At 35.9% G+C, this 16,720-nt stretch carries 22 protein-coding genes; 8 read left to right on the top strand and 14 right to left on the bottom strand.

Annotation, left to right across the window (positions count from 1 at the left end):
* Positions 1 to 215 precede the first annotated feature (215 nt).
* Complete coding sequence (locus tag R4Z10_RS05985; protein ID WP_338472293.1) at positions 216 to 1,664, bottom strand: GMC family oxidoreductase; 1,449 nt, start codon at positions 1,662 to 1,664, stop codon at positions 216 to 218.
* A 241-nt stretch (positions 1,665 to 1,905) separates the two neighbouring features.
* On the opposite strand from R4Z10_RS05985, the gene R4Z10_RS05980 reads away from it, so the two are divergent.
* Positions 1,906 to 2,217 (top strand): antibiotic biosynthesis monooxygenase, encoded by a 312-nt coding sequence (locus tag R4Z10_RS05980; RefSeq protein WP_338472292.1) that lies wholly within the window; start codon positions 1,906 to 1,908, stop codon positions 2,215 to 2,217.
* 51 nt (positions 2,218 to 2,268) lie between these two features.
* Here R4Z10_RS05980 and spx read toward each other — a convergent pair whose 3' ends face one another.
* The 7 genes from spx to R4Z10_RS05945 all read right to left on the bottom strand — a co-directional run bounded on the left by spx (position 2,269) and on the right by R4Z10_RS05945 (position 6,933).
* On the bottom strand, positions 2,269 to 2,682 hold the full coding sequence (spx, locus tag R4Z10_RS05975; protein ID WP_338472291.1) for a transcriptional regulator Spx: 414 nt from the start codon (positions 2,680 to 2,682) through the stop codon (positions 2,269 to 2,271).
* A gap of 53 nt (positions 2,683 to 2,735) precedes the next feature.
* Positions 2,736 to 3,368: a TetR family transcriptional regulator gene (locus R4Z10_RS05970; RefSeq protein WP_338472290.1), complete on the bottom strand. Its 633-nt coding sequence runs from the start codon at positions 3,366 to 3,368 to the stop codon at positions 2,736 to 2,738.
* A gap of 170 nt (positions 3,369 to 3,538) precedes the next feature.
* On the bottom strand, positions 3,539 to 3,805 hold the full coding sequence (locus tag R4Z10_RS05965; protein ID WP_338472289.1) for a DUF1292 domain-containing protein: 267 nt from the start codon (positions 3,803 to 3,805) through the stop codon (positions 3,539 to 3,541).
* Between the two features lie 121 nt (positions 3,806 to 3,926).
* Positions 3,927 to 4,133, bottom strand: a complete 207-nt coding sequence (locus tag R4Z10_RS05960; protein ID WP_338473170.1) for a Fur-regulated basic protein FbpA — start codon at positions 4,131 to 4,133, stop codon at positions 3,927 to 3,929.
* Between the two features lie 179 nt (positions 4,134 to 4,312).
* On the bottom strand, positions 4,313 to 4,495 hold the full coding sequence (locus R4Z10_RS05955) for a Fur-regulated basic protein FbpA (RefSeq protein WP_338472288.1): 183 nt from the start codon (positions 4,493 to 4,495) through the stop codon (positions 4,313 to 4,315).
* Between the two features lie 186 nt (positions 4,496 to 4,681).
* Positions 4,682 to 4,942, bottom strand: a complete 261-nt coding sequence (locus R4Z10_RS05950; protein WP_338472287.1) for a hypothetical protein — start codon at positions 4,940 to 4,942, stop codon at positions 4,682 to 4,684.
* Positions 4,943 to 5,124: 182 nt separating this feature from the next.
* Positions 5,125 to 6,933, bottom strand: coding sequence for a M3 family oligoendopeptidase (locus R4Z10_RS05945; RefSeq protein ID WP_338472286.1), 1,809 nt, complete (start codon positions 6,931 to 6,933; stop codon positions 5,125 to 5,127).
* Positions 6,934 to 7,090: 157 nt separating this feature from the next.
* On the opposite strand from R4Z10_RS05945, the gene fabI reads away from it, so the two are divergent.
* Positions 7,091 to 7,870, top strand: a complete 780-nt coding sequence (gene fabI / locus R4Z10_RS05940) for an enoyl-ACP reductase FabI (RefSeq protein ID WP_338472285.1) — start codon at positions 7,091 to 7,093, stop codon at positions 7,868 to 7,870.
* Between the two features lie 63 nt (positions 7,871 to 7,933).
* On the opposite strand, the gene R4Z10_RS05935 is transcribed toward fabI, so the two are convergent.
* On the bottom strand, positions 7,934 to 8,089 hold the full coding sequence (locus tag R4Z10_RS05935) for a hypothetical protein (protein WP_338472284.1): 156 nt from the start codon (positions 8,087 to 8,089) through the stop codon (positions 7,934 to 7,936).
* A 267-nt stretch (positions 8,090 to 8,356) separates the two neighbouring features.
* Here R4Z10_RS05935 and R4Z10_RS05930 point away from each other — a divergent pair, with 267 nt between their 5' ends.
* Complete coding sequence (locus tag R4Z10_RS05930; protein ID WP_338472283.1) at positions 8,357 to 8,563, top strand: hypothetical protein; 207 nt, start codon at positions 8,357 to 8,359, stop codon at positions 8,561 to 8,563.
* Between the two features lie 395 nt (positions 8,564 to 8,958).
* On the opposite strand, the gene R4Z10_RS05925 is transcribed toward R4Z10_RS05930, so the two are convergent.
* Complete coding sequence (locus tag R4Z10_RS05925) at positions 8,959 to 10,125, bottom strand: DUF4317 domain-containing protein (protein ID WP_338472282.1); 1,167 nt, start codon at positions 10,123 to 10,125, stop codon at positions 8,959 to 8,961.
* Positions 10,126 to 10,310: 185 nt separating this feature from the next.
* Here R4Z10_RS05925 and R4Z10_RS05920 point away from each other — a divergent pair, with 185 nt between their 5' ends.
* Positions 10,311 to 10,790, top strand: coding sequence for a CBS domain-containing protein (locus R4Z10_RS05920; RefSeq protein WP_338472281.1), 480 nt, complete (start codon positions 10,311 to 10,313; stop codon positions 10,788 to 10,790).
* Between the two features lie 70 nt (positions 10,791 to 10,860).
* On the opposite strand, the gene R4Z10_RS05915 is transcribed toward R4Z10_RS05920, so the two are convergent.
* Positions 10,861 to 12,321, bottom strand: a complete 1,461-nt coding sequence (locus R4Z10_RS05915) for a DHA2 family efflux MFS transporter permease subunit (RefSeq protein WP_338472280.1) — start codon at positions 12,319 to 12,321, stop codon at positions 10,861 to 10,863.
* A 449-nt stretch (positions 12,322 to 12,770) separates the two neighbouring features.
* Positions 12,771 to 13,829 carry an LLM class flavin-dependent oxidoreductase gene (locus tag R4Z10_RS05910; RefSeq protein WP_338472279.1) on the bottom strand — a complete coding sequence of 353 codons (1,059 nt, stop codon included), beginning with the start codon at positions 13,827 to 13,829 and terminating at the stop codon, positions 12,771 to 12,773.
* Positions 13,830 to 14,062: 233 nt separating this feature from the next.
* Between R4Z10_RS05910 and R4Z10_RS05905 the strand changes: the two genes are divergently transcribed.
* Together R4Z10_RS05905 and R4Z10_RS05900 are read left to right on the top strand one after the other, a co-directional pair.
* Positions 14,063 to 14,353 (top strand): HesB/YadR/YfhF family protein, encoded by a 291-nt coding sequence (locus tag R4Z10_RS05905; RefSeq protein WP_338472278.1) that lies wholly within the window; start codon positions 14,063 to 14,065, stop codon positions 14,351 to 14,353.
* A 159-nt stretch (positions 14,354 to 14,512) separates the two neighbouring features.
* Positions 14,513 to 14,890: a VOC family protein gene (locus tag R4Z10_RS05900; RefSeq protein WP_338472277.1), complete on the top strand. Its 378-nt coding sequence runs from the start codon at positions 14,513 to 14,515 to the stop codon at positions 14,888 to 14,890.
* A gap of 66 nt (positions 14,891 to 14,956) precedes the next feature.
* Here R4Z10_RS05900 and R4Z10_RS05895 read toward each other — a convergent pair whose 3' ends face one another.
* Together R4Z10_RS05895 and R4Z10_RS05890 are read right to left on the bottom strand one after the other, a co-directional pair.
* Positions 14,957 to 15,262, bottom strand: a complete 306-nt coding sequence (locus R4Z10_RS05895) for an AzlD domain-containing protein (RefSeq protein ID WP_338472276.1) — start codon at positions 15,260 to 15,262, stop codon at positions 14,957 to 14,959.
* Positions 15,252 to 15,971: an AzlC family ABC transporter permease gene (locus tag R4Z10_RS05890; RefSeq protein ID WP_338472275.1), complete on the bottom strand. Its 720-nt coding sequence runs from the start codon at positions 15,969 to 15,971 to the stop codon at positions 15,252 to 15,254. The genes R4Z10_RS05895 and R4Z10_RS05890 overlap by 11 nt, the downstream gene beginning before the upstream one ends.
* Before the next feature lie 239 nt (positions 15,972 to 16,210).
* Here R4Z10_RS05890 and R4Z10_RS05885 point away from each other — a divergent pair, with 239 nt between their 5' ends.
* Both R4Z10_RS05885 and R4Z10_RS05880 read left to right on the top strand, forming a co-directional pair.
* The gene (locus tag R4Z10_RS05885) at positions 16,211 to 16,372 is read left to right on the top strand and encodes a hypothetical protein (protein ID WP_338472274.1); all 162 of its coding nucleotides are present in this window, start codon (positions 16,211 to 16,213) and stop codon (positions 16,370 to 16,372) included.
* 95 nt (positions 16,373 to 16,467) lie between these two features.
* Positions 16,468 to 16,641, top strand: coding sequence for a hypothetical protein (locus R4Z10_RS05880; protein ID WP_338472273.1), 174 nt, complete (start codon positions 16,468 to 16,470; stop codon positions 16,639 to 16,641).
* The last annotated feature ends 79 nt before the right edge of the window (positions 16,642 to 16,720 follow it).

The following is a 16,720-nucleotide window of genomic DNA, read 5'->3' as shown; positions in this document are numbered from 1 at the left end:
CTATCACTTTACACCACAAGTGATAATAACGCAAGTAAAATATCTCGAATTAAAGATATTTTCGTGCATCTCTTAACTTCATGCTGACCATTACGCGCTTTTATATTATTTAAATATAAAAATAGAGAATCAGTTTATTAACCAATTCTCTTCCTATACCTTTTTAAATGATCATAAATCATCTTGAAAAATAGAATATAACTATTATGCAAACATCATTGTGATTGACGGAAAATATGATCAGCTAAGCGAATCGCTAGTGCAGTGTTTGATAGAACGGGACCAGCTGCTGTTAAAGTAGGTAAAACACTGTTGTCGGCAACAAATAGGCCCTGGACTCCATGAATTTGACCATTACGGTTTGTTGCTGAGGTTGCAGGATCATCTCCCATTCTACATGTACAAGATTCATGCATATCAGCACCTGGAGGTCGAAGTACGAGTGATGACTCATCAAGAGTCACCCCCATCGCTCTCGCTGATTCTCTAATTCCTTGTTCCACTTGTTGGGCTGTTTGTCTGTCTTTTTCACTTAATGAATATTGCACTTGCTGCATTGGTACACCATAATCGTCTTTTCGATTTTGTTCAATATATACCCGATTTTCCCGTCGAGGTTCTACTCTTCCAAAGGATGCATAAACAATCATCAACTGGTCTTTCAACTCTTTATCTTCGAATTGCTGGTAAGACCAATATTGGTCAGGACCAAGAATCTGAATTTGATAAGGATCCTCTCCCGTTTCAAATTTCAATATGGATACATTCCCAAGTCGATCAGAAAACTGTCTACGACTTACCGTTCCGATTCCGATCATCGATACATGGCCTGTTAAATAACGGCCAATTGCTTCTCCTTTAATGTTGGAATTAAGTAAGATACGCGGAGTTTCTAAAGTGCTTGCAGATAAAATCACATTTTTGGCCCGAATCCGATGTGATTTCTTATTCGCATCATAAACATCCACACCAGATACTCTATCTCCCTGTGTTCTAACTCGATAAACATAGGCATCTACAGCTAGATCATAGGGGCGATCAAACAGCGCTGCAGCCAAGGCATTGATGGAACTATACCAAGCATTGGAATGGACCTCCCCCTGCCTTGATGGGGTTAAATCAAGGGCAAGTGGCATATCTTGCGCTTCTAAAATTCCTGCACCATGGAGCCGTCTTAACATCCGCTCTTGTAACGATGAACCTTTTGCCCAATCCGTTGTTACATGCAGTAACCTTTCTGCCATCCGATAATAAACATCTAATTCTCGGCGATTTATCGGCCAATTACTAAATTCTTCAGCAATCGGTCTCGGTGTTGCCGCATTCCAAAACAATGATCTTCCTCCTAGCGCATATACCATTGTTGCCCCTGAAAATTGCGGAAGACGCTTTCCTAAAGGAGTGGAATTGAACGGCACGAGTTGGTCACGTGATGTATTTACATTTTGTGTAGGGATATTCTGAGCATGGGAATGAAATAATTTATCTCCTCTTTCCAAAATTGCAATCTTTTTCGCCCCTCTGGTCTTCCATAGCTGACAAAGTCTTTGTAGAACAGCGCCCCCTCCTGGACCTGACCCTACGATAAGAACATCATATTCAGTTTCTGACATCTCACTAAGCGATTTAGTTGGAATCCAATTGTTCGCATATCTTATCACCATCGATATACCCACTCCCCATGATTAAGTTCATTCATGTATATGCTGTATTGCCTGTCTTACATGTACGGATCGTCTAGAGTATCCATGACAACTTTTTATTGTATTTTTTAAAATCAACCATTTCACTGTAAATAAATAATTCACTACTCTTGCAATTCATTCATTTTAATTGACATTGATAATTATTATCAATTAAACTAATGATAATGGAAACAAAACTATCAGGGATGGAGAGAAACGAATGTTAGTAATCTTACGTAAAATGGTGATCAAAGCGGGAAGTGAAGAGCAGATTCTGGCAAGATTCCAAAAGGAAGGTTTACTAGAGAAACAAGAGGGCTTTATTGATCTTTCAGTGATAGAAGAAAAAACTCGTAAAGGTGAAAAGGAAATCGTTGTCATCGTTCGTTGGGAATCAGAAGAACACTGGAAACAATGGGAAAAAAGCGATGCCCATATCGCAGGCCACAAAGCAAATCTTGGAAAACCGAAACCAGATTACATTGTTAGTCAGGAAGTAAAAAGATATGATCTGAAAGTCGTTAAAAAATAAAGCAAAAAAATCATCTCCTAATTTTTAAGAGATGATTTTTTAAAAATTTTTTTAACCTTCAACAAAACTAAAGTTATTTAAGCGCCATTTTAACCACTGGTTTTTCCGTTCTTTTCTTGGGATAAACTGGCGAATTTCATCCTCGTGATAACCAATTTGAAGTCTTTTTTCATCCATAATAATAGGAGTTTTAATCAGTCCGGGATTTTGTTGAAATAATTCAAGCAACTCTGTTAAAGGAAGTTCATCCAAATTCACTTGTAATTCTTTATATACTTTTGATCGTTTTGATAGGATTTCATCCGTACCATTTTCGGTCATTTGAAGAATATTTAATAATTCACTTAATGTAATCGGTTCTTTTACAATATTTCGTTCGTTATAGGGAAATTTATGTTTATCAAACCATTGTTTCGCCTTCTTTGTTGATAAACAAGAAGATCCTGTCATTATTGTTGCTGTCATCTATCATTCTCCTTTGAATTTATATTTTTCCATCCTAGTTGGATCATTTTTTGTTATTTGTGGTTTTCTGTTTCACTTATGTAAATACCGCGTTTTAATATATTCATCTCAATTGTAAAGTTATCAATTGCCTCTTTGTCAGAAAGCCCTTTTAATAGTTTTTCGATAAAATTGCGAAACAGTACGGCTGAAATAATTTGTAAAATATGAAGTAATTCTCGATCATCCTTAATATTCAAACGATCACGATCAATTAATTTCAGGACTTCTTTTTCATGTTCTTTCCCTTGTTCCATATCAAACACATCTGTAAGAGAAAATCCATCCCGATTTGTGACATTAAGCAGAGCATTTTTTAGAAATGTTCGCTCTTCTTCATCTGGCATTTCAACGAGAAAATGATGGTACATTACCGTTACCGTTTCAATGAGATCACCATTTTTTGTTCTCAATAAGGAGATGAAGTCTTCCTTTCTCTTTTTGGTCTCCTGTTCAAGTAAATAGCTATATAGATCCTCTAAGTTTTCAAAATACTGATAAAAACTACCTCTCGGAATTCCAGCCATCTTAATAATATGGGCTACTGACGCTTTCATTAATGGAACTTGCGAAAACTCCTTTTTAGCAGCTTCAATCAAATTCTGCCTCTTTACATCAGGCAGGTTAAAAAACGTTTGTTTGGGCATTTAACTTCCTCCAAGTTACACTAAAGCGACACAATGTCACCTGGTAATTTCTATAATATATGACACCGTGTCACTTGTCAAGAATTAAGGTGCATAGACATGTTTTTAAAATATAAAAAGACGCTGTTCCTAAAGAAAGCGTCTCTAATCTATTCGGCAAAATAAGTAAGTTAATCATCTTCCATCATGTCATCAAACACTGCGGAAACTCTATCAAATTCCTCATCACTTTCAATGGCTTCAAAGTCCCCGTCTTGATCGACTTTTAAAAAGAAGATATCAATGTCGTCTTCTGTATCTTCTTTTACATCTTCCGCAAAAGCCACTGCTACATAATCATTTTCTTCGATGGATACAACTGCTAATACTTCAACCTCTTGTTCTTGACCCTCTTCATCATTAATGGTAAAGACTTCGCCAACTTCAATCTTATTCAATATTTAATCCTCTCCTTTTAGGTTACTGTTTGATTCATTATTATTTTATTACCATAAATAAAGGGATTCATGCATTTGACAGGAAAGGAACTATCACCAAAATATATTCTCATTAAGATTTTTAGTCTTTAGCTATATTCCAGCATTCATGTCCCATGCAAACCTTTTGATATAGTTTCTCTAACTCTGTTAAATTTAATTCAAACAAATGAATTCGGTCTATTTTATACACTCCACGGCTAATTAACTTTTCAATAAGCTCCCCTTTTTTCTTTTCTGTCTTTTCAAGGTCGTTCCTGTCCACTACCATTTCTCCTTTATAAACCACTCGATCCAACAAAAAGCTCCCCATTCAGGATTAAAATTTCATCCTGATATAGAGAGCCTTAAAGTTGGACTAGCGAGCAATCCCTCTAATTCATATTAGTTAAGTATGAATTATAATTAAAAAAATAGTCCATTTCTATCTTTTAGGACTTAGGGAAAATTTTTTTGATCGATCAATACTTATGTCCAATGAATGGATCCCACTTCACCATGTGGATGATATTGTGCTTTAAATTGTTGATATTCATATTGTAATTTTGAAAACGAAGATTGAATTAACCTTGCATCTTCTTCTTTATAGACATTTAAGGCTACTAATTTATTAATTAACTTTTGGCGTCTTTGTTCCATGCTATTTCTCATTCAAAACACCCCTTATCAAAAGTAAGTTTGTATTTTAACGTAAGTTCTCATGTTTGGAATCAATAAGTTTTCCTAATCTAGTTGTCTTTATTTTAAACTCATAATTCCTATAAGTCAAGTATGTTTTATTAAAAATACGGTTGGTCCAATACCTAACGGGTCGAACCAACCGCTTTCTTACTTAGATTAATTAGCTACTAATCGAGCTTGAATCTCTGAAAAGTTTATTTGAAAAAACATTTTATACACCCGCGAATCCGATGTTTCTGGATAAGTTGCATGTGTTACATAATTTCCAGTGTATGTCCGACCTTCTTCATCAAAAAGGTAGCATGTTTGTCCTTTTTGTGCGGATTGAATTAAACTCATAATTAAATCAGGTTTCTTAAAATATTTTGTGCGAAAAAGTTCATTGGTAAGAGCATTATAAATTTCTAATTTATACATTTAAAAGCACCCCCAAATCTATTTAACTCTATCATACCCGTTTTGTAAGCGCTTTTACTGTCGAATTTATGTATTTTATTAGAATTTTTTAAAATTAGAATAAATAGTTTCAACAATAGGCTATAAGCACCCAAAAAAAGATGGTTCACATACTATTCCATGAACCATCATCAAATTATGAGCTATTTCAACATGTCATTGGTTAATTCAATAAATTCTTCAGCATCCTTTTCCATTAATTTAATCCCAGCTTCCCAAAAGGCTGGCTTTGTTATATCCACACCTAAATGTTTGTTTGCCAACTCTTCGACTAACATGGATCCTGTATCTCGAAGTAAAGAAATATATTTATCTTCGAAACCAGTCGGCTCCTTTAAATATTCGGCATAAATGCTCAAACTGAATAAGTAACCAAATGTGTATGGAAAATTATAAAATGGCACGTCATCAATGAAAAAATGCAGTTTGCTGCACCAGAAGTGCGGGTGATAGCTTGATAACGATTCACCATAAGCCTCCTTCTGAGCCTGAAGCATTAATTCACTGATTCTCTGCTCGGAAACAATTCCTTTCGACCGCTCTTCATAAAACGCTTTCTCAAATAGATACCGTGCATGGATATTTAAAAACATCGCTGTTGCATTTTCCATTTTTGCATTTAATAAAGTTACCTTTTCCTCTTTTGTTTTCGCATTCGTTACAGTTGCATTCCCAATAATATTTTCAGCAAATGTGCTGGCTGTTTCGGCTACATTCATTGCATACTGACGATTAAGCGCCGGTAAATCCCTCATCACATAACTATGATACGCATGCCCTAATTCATGTGCCAGTGTTCCAACATCTGAAGAAGAACCTGAAAACGTCATAAAAATTCGTGACTCTTTGAACTCTGGAAGTTCCTCACAATACCCACCTGGCCGTTTGTTTGCGCGGTCCTCTGCTTCAACCCAGCGATTCTCCAAAACATGTTTAGCGAAAGAAGCTAGTTTAGACCCAAAACTGGAAAAATGGTCAATAACAAAGTCACAAGCCTCATCATACGTATATTGAGGCGGCTTTGCATCCCCAAATGTAACAGGAGCATCAACATCTTGCCATCCTAACTTTTCCATTCCTAAAATTTTCGCTTTTTGATTTAAAAAATCAATAAACGGCTGTTTACGTTTAGAAACAGCTGACCACATCGCATCAAGCGTTTCTTGCGACATACGATTATACTCTAACGGTTCTTCCATAAAATCTTCACGGCCATGGGCTTTTTGCAGCGTAATCCGATATCCATCTAAGTGATTTAATGTATCCGCAAAAATAGGAGCAAATTTCGTCCACGCCTCCTCCCATTTTTCAAAAAGTTGTTTTCGGACCCATGGATCTGAATCAGAGTACATACGATTCATGGCCTGACCAACTGAATAATGGGTCGTCTTCCCTTCTTTATCGGTAAATGGAATCGTCATAACTGAAACAGTTGTATCATACAATTGACTCCAGCCTGCTAGCCCGTCCTTATTTAAATCAGTAATAATCTTTTCTTCTGCCTCTGATAACAAGCGATTCCCTTGATCACGCATTTCATTTAAGGCAAATGATACTTCCTTTAGTTCTGAATCCTCCAAGAGGCTTTTCCATCCCTCTTCCGAAATGGAAACGAGCTTTTTTGTAAATATGGTCGATAGATTTTCTAATTCACTTGATAAATCCATTACTTGCCCCATAACAACACTCGCATATTCGTCATCCATGTAAGCATCATGCCACATTTGCACAAATGTTCGACACTGCCCGATCCCATTCTCAATGCTATCTTGTTTAATTAAAATATCATTTAAGGCCTTAGCCGACTGAGATTCAACTGCATTCCAATTTTTAATAACGTTCTGAAATTGCTCGATTTCTTCTTTTATCATATGTAATTTAGCTTGTAATTGTGGTGACTTCGTGCCGCCGGGAAAAATCATATCTAAATCCCACGTATCATTATATTTCACTATCGCTCACTCCTTCTCCTATTCTATTTTCTATATTACCTTTTTAGCCCTTAAAAGTGAAAATTTAGCCCGCTTGTTGTTAGAGGAAAGTAGGATTTCCAAATAGAATGTTATAATATATGATAGTATTAGTAAAAAAGATTTTTGGGAGGACGAAATGGAAGATTTATTAAAATTAAAAGGAAAAAATATTGTCGTCATGGGGGTAGCAAACGAGAGAAGCCTCGCATGGGGAGTGGCTAAATCTCTTTATAAAGCTGGAGCTAATGTCATTTATACATACCGTTTAGAGCGCTCTTTAGGAAAATTGACTAAGCTTTTAGAAGGAGATAACCTTTCGACTGAAAATATTTTCCAATGTGACGTTAATAATGATGAAAGTATTAAACAAGCTTTTACAGCAATCGGTGAAAAGTTCGATGTTATTCATGGGATTGTACATTCCGTTGCCTTTGCTCATGCGGAAGATTTAAAAAATCCATTTCTTCAAACATCACGTGAAGGATTTTCATTTGCCCATGATACAAGTGCCTATTCCCTAGTTGCTGTAGCAAGAGAAGCATCACCATTTATGACAGAAGGCGGCTCAATCGTTACGATGAGTTACTTAGGCGCAGAACGAGCGATTGAAACGTATCGAGTGATGGGGGTTGCCAAAGCTGCACTAGAGGCGAGTGTAAGGTACTTAGCTCTTGATTTAGGTAAAAATAATATTCGTGTGAATGCCATTTCAGCTGGTCCGATTCGGACACTTGCTGCAAAAGGGGTTTCTGGATTTAATGATATTTTAAGAACAATTGAAGAAAAGGCCCCATTACAGCGAAATGTCACTCAAGATGATGTTGGCGACATGACATTAGCGATATTGAGTAACCTTGCACGTGGTGTCACTGGAGAAGTGATTTACGTGGACTCTGGTTACAATATCGTAGGATAACATTTTTATTCTTTGAAAAAAGAGATTGGTCTATCCAATCTCTTTTTTAAAACGGAACCTCGCTTAACTGGGATCCACCTCATCATATGAAAGAGTATATACTTGTGTATACTCCCCTTTTCGAACCTCTTCGTTTGTTGCATTCTTCTCTAACTCTTCTTGATCATCCAAGCCAGTAGCGATCGTGGGCTGATCCTTTTTTTCAGTTTCCTTTTTCATTATAAATATCTACCTTTCATTTATGATTTTCTTCTCTTTTTATTATTTACTTTTTTGGTTACGTTATCCTTAATAGGGATGAATCAGTATGTATTTAATCTTATCTCATAATATTACGATTACATTACTGTTACTTAACATTTTCATTAAAACCTAATAAACATGATGAATCGACAGTTTTTTTATTATCATTTGTATATCATATGGGGAGTAGAGAAGTGGGTGTAAAGGAATAACGGCAAATATAATTCTCAGAGAGGGGTTTATATGAATTTTTATAGTAAGCTTCCAGATGACTTATTAATTGCATTTTATACAGAAATTATGAAGAAAATTGAAAATGAGATATTAACAAAAAGTCTGTATGATGAATTAGGTCTTATTTTCGATGTAGCCCATCAAAGAAGAATTACATTAAAAAAGCCAGACTATTGTAACCAGATCATGAGTGAAGAAGAATTACTGAATGTATAATGAGGCTCTTATATAAAGTGAAACTTCCATCAGTGGGGGGCTTTATCCCCCACTGATGGTTAGTTGAGGCCAGCAGACTTGCTGGTCACGCAGACGTTGCCGGAGGCGTATTTAGTCTGTGTTCATTATTTCGGAGCTTTATGGGCAGTTGATCCCCTACCTATCTTCTTTTATGTACTCAGAATATTGAGGTGGGGGTCTTACTGCCCGTTAAGCCTGATAAACATTTAATAACCCTTATTAGGCCTCAGAAGCCTAGATGGTTTTTGCCTATAGTAATATGAAATATTTCAAATCTTAAAAAATAACTCGGAACTTATATTGGTCCCGAGTTTCTTTTTTAAAGACTACATTCATTTAATTGAACCTGTCCTTAATTAAACAATAATCCTCTATTAAAAAGTTTCGGATTCTTCTAATTTGAATCCTTCTACGATGATGTCTTCATTCACTTCCAACAGCAAGCATTTCTTTCCATTGAAATTGACATATTTAACGTTTCTCAACTCTTTCGGATCAATTGATACAGTAGCTATCTTTGTTTCAATTTTAATGGTTTTCGGAACAATACTGCTTGCTTTGAATTCATGAGTTTCATCGGCAACAACGGCTTTAAAGGCATGCTCCACTCGATCACTGTTCACGTCCTCCACACCACTAACAGTTAAGATGCGTTCAACATCACGATAATCCAACATTGGGGATTCAATTTCACTTTCTTTATCCTCGTTATTTTCTTGAACCAGCTTATCAATCTCTTCGTAAACATTTGAAATTACTTGAGAATCTACTTCATCCCCAATGACATTTTTTAATATCAATTCAAAGCTATCCTTATCTTCCACTGCGGTCATCGTATCTTCACAATTCAGGACCTCTTCAATAAAGGTTATGTCGGGTTGATTTGGCTTTCCTGCACAGTAAAGAATATGGTTTACATCTGCTGCATGATTACTAAAAGTAGGAAACAGAAACCCTGTCAACGGTGAGGCTAAATTAATAATGGGATCCACCGCATGATTCGGTTTGAATTCCTTCTCCACATAATCAAATAACAATGTCTTTTTTGGCTGGTCAGTTTTATTGAGACTACAGAGAATAAAATGATTAGAAGAAACCTCATCATCTCCACCGTCTTCTGATTCTAAATCTCGCTTCTTCGTTGCTTGCCGATATTCCCCGCGTATAAAGGTCACGACCGTATCAAACTCATAGACTGAATGAGCAAACATCTTTTCAACGATTTGGAGCATAAGTTCTCTCCAATCGGTTGATGCCACATGTAATCCATTAAAAAGAATGGTTTGCGTACTGTCTTCCACATCTGACTTAAATTTCAATTCAAAAAGCTTTGAGTCAAGATTACCCGTCAAAACCTTTTTAAAATTCGTCAAAAACAATTCTTGGGTTTCCTGCTCTAACATTTGAAAGGGTTGACCCACATGATGGTAGATTTCCCCAGATTCTTTCTGTACATAAACATTGAAAATTTCCAAAATCCTCATGCGATAATTATCTAATTTAAATTCTTTGCGGATATTTGCGATGTCCTTTTTATTCATTTACTTCAACTCCTACCCATGATTATACTGTTACGAACGAGAAATAGTAATACTCGATATTCACTATTTTTTTACAGAAAGAGAAATTTGGAAGAAAGATTTCGTATGAAATAACAGAGCCAATTATGTTAAAATTAAAAGAAAACAAATGTATGCGGTTACACACATGAAGTGAGGGATACATGATGAAGGTAAGAGACTTCATGATTCACAAAGTATTTACTGTTAAAGCTACAAATACAGTTGAAGAATTATTAAAAGTTCTTAATAGCAATCGAATTGGCGGTGTTCCAGTTGTTGATGTTAAAGGGAATTTAGTTGGAATGGTGTCAGATGGAGATGTATTACGCTATTTATCTCCAAAGCCACTTGGTTTTGCAGCTCTCGTATATATCATGGAGGATGGAGAATTGGAGGATGTCATAATAGAAAAGTTGGATACGCCTGTAAAAGAAATTATGACTAAGAAAAACATCCTTTCTGTCTCACCTGATGATGACTTTGAAACAGCACTCCGCTCCCTTTCTAGACACCATTACAAAAAACTTCCCGTAATTAATCGAGCAGGCCGTGTAGTTGGGGTTCTTAGCCGAGGAGATATTATCGACAGCATTTCAAAAATCATTATTTCCCGTAATAAAGAAGGCTACCCTAAAATGATCTAAATTCAAAAGAACTCATTCGGAAATATATATTTCACGAATGAGCTCTAACGGTTTTTTTACGTATAAAGAATTAATTTCGCACGCGTACAGGTTCTGCTGCTTTCACTGTTATCGGAGCTTTCTCCTGTACTGTCCTCGGTTTTTTCATAAATGAAGACAAGATTAATGCAACAACTGAAATACCTGTAACAAAGTAGAAGGCATGTTTGACACCAGCAGCTAAAATTTCACCTTCCATAACACCAGGTTTACTTGCTGCAAAACTAGTAGAACCAGCTGTAAGCAATGTAATGGCTATGGCTGTACCTGCAGCACCAGCTACTTGGTTTAATGTATTCATAGCTGCTGATCCATCTGCATATAACTCACGAGGCAACGCATTTAGTCCATTGGTTTGTGCTGGAATGGTTACCATTGTTAACCCAAAGAATAAAACCATAAACGCTACAACAATTTGCCAAGCTGGCGTTGTTGCTGAAATTGATGTAACAAATATAATATTTCCAATTAATACAATGATCGATCCAGTAAAGGCTAATTTCTTCGGTCCAATTTTATCAAATAGTGATCCTACAATCGGTGACATTATTACGTTTACAGCATTACCTGGAAGTAATAATAGACCAGCTACCGCCGCACTAAATAATAATGATCCTTTTAAATACATAGGTAATAAAATACCAGTTGATAAAATCACTAAAATACTTAAGAACATCATCGCTGTACCTAATGAAAACATCGGCTGTTTAAATACACTTAAATTGATCATTGGTTTATCCATTGAATCTTGACGAAGTCCAAATAATACAAGAGCGATAACTCCTACTAGTAATGGTATCCATACGATCGGAGCTGTAAAAGAAGCACCAGCCAGAGAAGCTAATCCATAAATTAACCCACCAAATCCTACTGTAGATAAAACAATTGATAACCCATCAATTTTAGGCTTTGTAATTTCTCCAACGTTTTCAATTTTAGCGAAAGCTGCTAAAGTCAAGAACACATAAAAAATAGCGCTAAACCAGAAAATATAGTTCCAACTTAAAGCACTAATAACAACCCCCGAAAGAGTCGGCCCTAGTGCTGGACCTAGTGTAATAACAAGCCCCATAACCCCCATAACAACCCCACGTTTATGGACAGGGAAAATAACTAAAAGTACGCTTACCATAACAGGCATGAGAATACCTGTACCTATCGCTTGAACAACACGTCCAGTTTGCAATAAAGCAAAACTTGGTGAAGCGGCTGCCAGCAGTGCTCCTGCCAGTGAAATAATGAGTCCACCGATCACTAATTGTCTTGTCGAAAACCATTTCATTAATAAAGCAGAAATAGGAACTAAAATAGCTAATGTTAATAAATACCCTGTTGTCAACCACTGTGCAGTAGATGCTTCAATTGAATATTGATCCATAATATTTGTTAATGCCATATTTAATGCCGTTTCACCGAACAACCCGATAAAGGCACCTAGCATTAAGATTGCTGCCATTATTTTTGGACTTTTTACTTTAGTTTGTGTACTCATTTAGATCAAAAAACTCCCTTTTCATATTTATTTTAGTATAAATCAATAACAGTTTTTCGTATAAGTTAACTTCTATCAGTATAGATAAAGCTAATACAACTGCTAAAGTGCCTTGTATTCATACAGATAATATATTCAAACACAAAGCATCTCTTTATTTTTATAAAACTTATTATCCGTTTTATTGAAAGCGTGCGTTATGATGTAACGCTAGTTCTTTCATCCCTTAGCATACCTCCACGTACTAAGCGGTCTAGTTGTTACTTTATCAAAAAAAATTTATATGAGTCAAGAACTATTTTTCAATAATTTGTAACAATTAACAGTTTACGTGACAATAAAGCGTTTCCAACCTATTATCCTTGCCAATTTCTGATCCCAAAGCTTACAATATTTCTAAAAATTAAAAACGGTTTCTCCGATTGTAGAAGAAACCGCTTTTAACCTTTTTATATTCCTTCTTGACTGCTTTCCCATTTCGCCACTTCTTCTCGTACGATAGGCGCAACTTCTTTACCAAGTAATTCGATTGATTTCATCACATCTTCATGTGACATTGTGCCAACAGGACAATGTAGCATGAAACGGGTAATCCCGACATTTTTACGAAGATAAATGATTTTTTCGGCTACTGTCTTAGGAGAACCAACATAAAGAGCCCCTTCTAATCTGCTAGCAGCATCAAACGTTTCACGTGTATAAGGACCCCAGCCACGTTCACGACCTAATTTGTTCATCGCATATTGAGTAGGTGGAAAAAACTTCTCTGCTGCCACATCATCACTTTCAGCTACAAACCCATGCGAGTGTGAAGCAACGGTTAATTTTGCTGGATCATGACCAGCTCGAGCAGCTGTCCTTTTATAAAGTCTAACTAACGGCTCAAAATGTAAAGGACTTCCGCCAATAATCGCTAGCACTAATGGTAAACCTAAGTGTCCTGCTCGAGCAGTTGAATCAGGGGTCCCACCACTGGCAATCCAAACCGGTAATGGATCTTGAACAGGTCTTGGATAAACCCCTCGATTATGAATGGCAGGACGATGCTTTCCACTCCAATTAACTACTTCTGATTGACAAATTTGTAACAATAAATCAAGCTTTTCATTATAAAGCTCGTCATAATCTTTCAAATCATAGCCAAATAATGGAAACGACTCAATAAAAGAACCCCTTCCTGCCATTATTTCTGCTCGTCCATTGGAAATGGCATCAACGGTTGCAAAGTCCTGAAAAACACGGACAGGATCGTCTGAAGATAGGACGGTTACGGCACTGGATAGTCGAATTCTTTTAGTTTGTGAAGCTGCTGCAGCTAGTAAAACTGCTGGGGATGAACAGGCATAATCTTCACGATGATGCTCTCCAACACCAAAAACATCTAACCCTACTTCGTCCGCTAGCACGATTTCCTCAACCACTTCCCTTATTCTTTCAGCATGACTAATGACTTTTCCTGTATGAACATCTGGAGTTGTTTCGACAAATGTACTAATTCCAATTTCCATTGGAAATCCCCCCTTAAATGGTTAACTTGTTTGAATTATGTAAGTATCTCTGTCTTTTATCTTATCATTTCTTCATATAAATAATCTCAAACAAGGCTTCCAACAAATAATTATTAATTTGTTTATAAATCATTCACAATCTATTCATTTTTTTAATAATGAATTCGTGTTATACTAAAGCCATGAAATTAATTGTGAATTGTTTCACAAAATTAATTATGAGGTGAATCATCATGAAAATAGAAATGTCTGATAAAGTATTTCAATGGTACAAAGAAGAGCTAGCTTTAAATCGAGGAGATTGCATTCGTTTTTATATCAGATATGGTGGTTTTAACTCTTTTGTAAAAGGCTTCTCATTAGGGATGAATAAAGATTTACCTGAACAATCACATACAAAAATTGAAAAAGATGGAATTACCTTCTATATTGAAGATTGCGATACATGGTATTTTGATAATAAAGATCTAGTTGTTAAATTTAATGAAAAATTAGGCGAACCAGAATTTCTACAAGCGGTCTAATATATGCAAATCATATAGGCATCCATTATTATCCCAATTCCCCCTATTTACAGAACGTCATGAATGAGTCATGGCGTTTTCTTCATTCCTACTTTGTTTTTACTACCTAAACGGTTAAAATTAAAACGAGGTCTAATATAACAAAAAGGAGATTAGTTTATGATTAATACAATTGGAAAAATCACAATATACGTACATAACCAAGAACAAGCAAAAGATTTCTGGGTAAATAAACTCGGGTTTGTTGTTAAAGGTGAATATCCAATGGGTCCAGACGCTACTTGGCTCGAAGTGGGACCAAGTGAAGATGAGTTCACAACATTAGTTATATATAATAAAGCTCTAATGGAAAAGCAAAATCCATCTGCAGTTGCACATCCAACCATTCTTTTTAGTACAAATGATATTGATGCTGCTTATGAAAAAATGAAACAAAATGGTGTAGAAGTTGAAGACTTATTAAGGATGCCGTATGGTAATATGTTCAAATTCAAGGATCAGGATGGGAATACTTATTTATTACGCGAAGATAAATAATTTGTTTAGAGGAGGAGGGAGTTTTTCTATCCCTTCTCCGATCCATCAAAAACCTACATCTTAGTTTCAAATGACTAACTCCACAACAAAAACAGCTAAACATGCTAGCAGAGAAACTGTGATCAAGCTCCCGCCAATATAGGAAATAATAATGGCAACGATGAAGCCAACTAAAGCAGACCAAGGTGATGCTGTGCTGTCCAAAATAGCCGGAAAGATCATAACTGCCAATGTTACATAAGGCACATAATATAAAAAGGACTTTATAAATGAATTATTTATTTCCTTTCTAATGAGGGTCAGTGGTAACACTCGAATGAGGTATGTAACAATTGCCATGACCATTATATATAAAAAGACCTTAAGCTCCATGCTCTGCTTCCTCCTTTACAGGAAATAGAACAGCCGCAATCCCGGCTATCACAATAGTTAATAAGATGATTTTCACTCCTGATGAAATCATATTTAAGTATGGCAGTTGTGCAAATAACAAACTTGCCAACATCGAAATTAAAATAAGTCCAGTTAAAATCCTATTTCCTTTAGCAGGAGGAATAATAACCGCCAATAACATCCCATAGAGAGCGATACTCAGTGCACTTACCAGCCTATCTGGTAATATATTTCCCGAAATGATTCCGAGTAGCGTTCCTAAAGCCCAGCCAGGCATTGCCATACTGATGATCCCATATGTATAATAAGGATTTAATTTCCCCTTGACCGTCATGGATAAACCAAAGACCTCATCTGATATTCCAGCCGCCATAATTAACCTTTGAAGCAATGACGCATTTGGGTCTATTTTTTGTGAAAGAGCAGCAGACATTAAGAAATACCTTGAATTAATAATTAGCTGGGTAAGAGCAATTTCCATAAAAGCAGCTGAAGCAGCTATTAATGTAAGACCAGCAAATTGTCCAGCTGAAGTAAAGTTAGTAATGGACATAAAAACAGCCTCAAAAGGATTTAGTCCATATTGTTTCGCAATGATTCCAAACGTAAAGGAAACGGCCATATAACCAAGTGCAATGGGGATCCCATGTTTTACCCCACTTCGCCATTCCATAAAATTCGTCCTCATCTATCATTTCCTCCTATGTTGTCTTAAAATATATATTTTTACATTCGTTGTCTACTCTTTGGGACAGAATATTTCTATGATTCTACCATAAAGAAATTATATTAGCAAAATGTATATAGGACAGATAGACTATCAAGTTCTTGGTCAATTGTCGAAGCTCTTAAACAAACTTTGTTTTAGAATAGGAAAAATAAAACAACAAATAATAAGCGCAATGAATGATAAAGGAGGTAAGTATAATGGCAAAAGAAAATAATAAAGAGCGTATTGATGGAAAAGACATTGACGGAGGTCCAGTTCCAGGTCAGTTAGAAAGTGACAACGCCTTTAGTGAAAAGGGACTTGAAAATCTTGAACTTACAAATCAAGCCATGAAGCAAAAAGGCTCTCAACGTCTCTGAGATTAGGAACGACCAAATTAAATTCATTACTATACATTTTTTTCTTTAACATCGGGAATTCTCCTAATTAACAATAACTATTGGAGGTGTTGCCGATGTCAAAGGAAAAAGAACCGATGTTTGAAAGTGGTGAATTAGTAAACGATCTCTTTAAAGGCTTATATGGATTAAATCCTGACGAGAGTTTATTATCCGTGAACTTTGCTACTGCTGAAAATCCATATTTGAATGAACATTATGGAGAAGACCCTAAGGATCAGGATAACTAGCCATTTAGAAACGTTTCTTCTATTATTTACTATGAGCAGGATTTCCGTTTTCATAGTAAAAAGATAAGAAGCGTTTCTT

The sequence above is a fragment of the Niallia sp. XMNu-256 genome (assembly GCF_036670015.1).
In the GTDB taxonomy this organism is placed as follows: Bacteria; Bacillota; Bacilli; order Bacillales; family Cytobacillaceae; genus Bacillus_BD.
The sequence above is the reverse complement of the archived record's forward strand: the minus strand, read 5'-3'. Positions and strand labels throughout refer to the sequence as shown.

Bases quoted from the DNA above. Each gene is read 5' to 3' on its own strand.
- R4Z10_RS05970 (WP_338472290.1), bottom strand. From the start codon at position 3,368: ATGCCCAAACAAACGTTTTTTAACCTGCCTGATGTAAAGAGGCAGAAT.
- R4Z10_RS05915 (WP_338472280.1), bottom strand. From the start codon at position 12,321: ATGAGTACACAAACTAAAGTAAAAAGTCCAAAAATAATGGCAGCAATC.
- R4Z10_RS05885 (WP_338472274.1), top strand. From the start codon at position 16,211: ATGGCAAAAGAAAATAATAAAGAGCGTATTGATGGAAAAGACATTGAC.
- R4Z10_RS05955 (WP_338472288.1), bottom strand. From the start codon at position 4,495: ATGAGAAATAGCATGGAACAAAGACGCCAAAAGTTAATTAATAAATTA.
- R4Z10_RS05925 (WP_338472282.1), bottom strand. From the start codon at position 10,125: ATGAATAAAAAGGACATCGCAAATATCCGCAAAGAATTTAAATTAGAT.
- spx (WP_338472291.1), bottom strand. From the start codon at position 2,682: ATGACAGCAACAATAATGACAGGATCTTCTTGTTTATCAACAAAGAAG.
- R4Z10_RS05905 (WP_338472278.1), top strand. From the start codon at position 14,063: ATGAAAATAGAAATGTCTGATAAAGTATTTCAATGGTACAAAGAAGAG.
- R4Z10_RS05950 (WP_338472287.1), bottom strand. From the start codon at position 4,942: ATGTATAAATTAGAAATTTATAATGCTCTTACCAATGAACTTTTTCGC.
- R4Z10_RS05985 (WP_338472293.1), bottom strand. From the start codon at position 1,664: ATGGTGATAAGATATGCGAACAATTGGATTCCAACTAAATCGCTTAGT.
- R4Z10_RS05935 (WP_338472284.1), bottom strand. From the start codon at position 8,089: ATGAAAAAGGAAACTGAAAAAAAGGATCAGCCCACGATCGCTACTGGC.
- R4Z10_RS05895 (WP_338472276.1), bottom strand. From the start codon at position 15,262: ATGGAGCTTAAGGTCTTTTTATATATAATGGTCATGGCAATTGTTACA.
- fabI (WP_338472285.1), top strand. From the start codon at position 7,091: ATGGAAGATTTATTAAAATTAAAAGGAAAAAATATTGTCGTCATGGGG.
- R4Z10_RS05890 (WP_338472275.1), bottom strand. From the start codon at position 15,971: ATGAGGACGAATTTTATGGAATGGCGAAGTGGGGTAAAACATGGGATC.
- R4Z10_RS05880 (WP_338472273.1), top strand. From the start codon at position 16,468: ATGTCAAAGGAAAAAGAACCGATGTTTGAAAGTGGTGAATTAGTAAAC.
- R4Z10_RS05910 (WP_338472279.1), bottom strand. From the start codon at position 13,829: ATGGAAATTGGAATTAGTACATTTGTCGAAACAACTCCAGATGTTCAT.
- R4Z10_RS05900 (WP_338472277.1), top strand. From the start codon at position 14,513: ATGATTAATACAATTGGAAAAATCACAATATACGTACATAACCAAGAA.
- R4Z10_RS05980 (WP_338472292.1), top strand. From the start codon at position 1,906: ATGTTAGTAATCTTACGTAAAATGGTGATCAAAGCGGGAAGTGAAGAG.
- R4Z10_RS05920 (WP_338472281.1), top strand. From the start codon at position 10,311: ATGAAGGTAAGAGACTTCATGATTCACAAAGTATTTACTGTTAAAGCT.
- R4Z10_RS05930 (WP_338472283.1), top strand. From the start codon at position 8,357: ATGAATTTTTATAGTAAGCTTCCAGATGACTTATTAATTGCATTTTAT.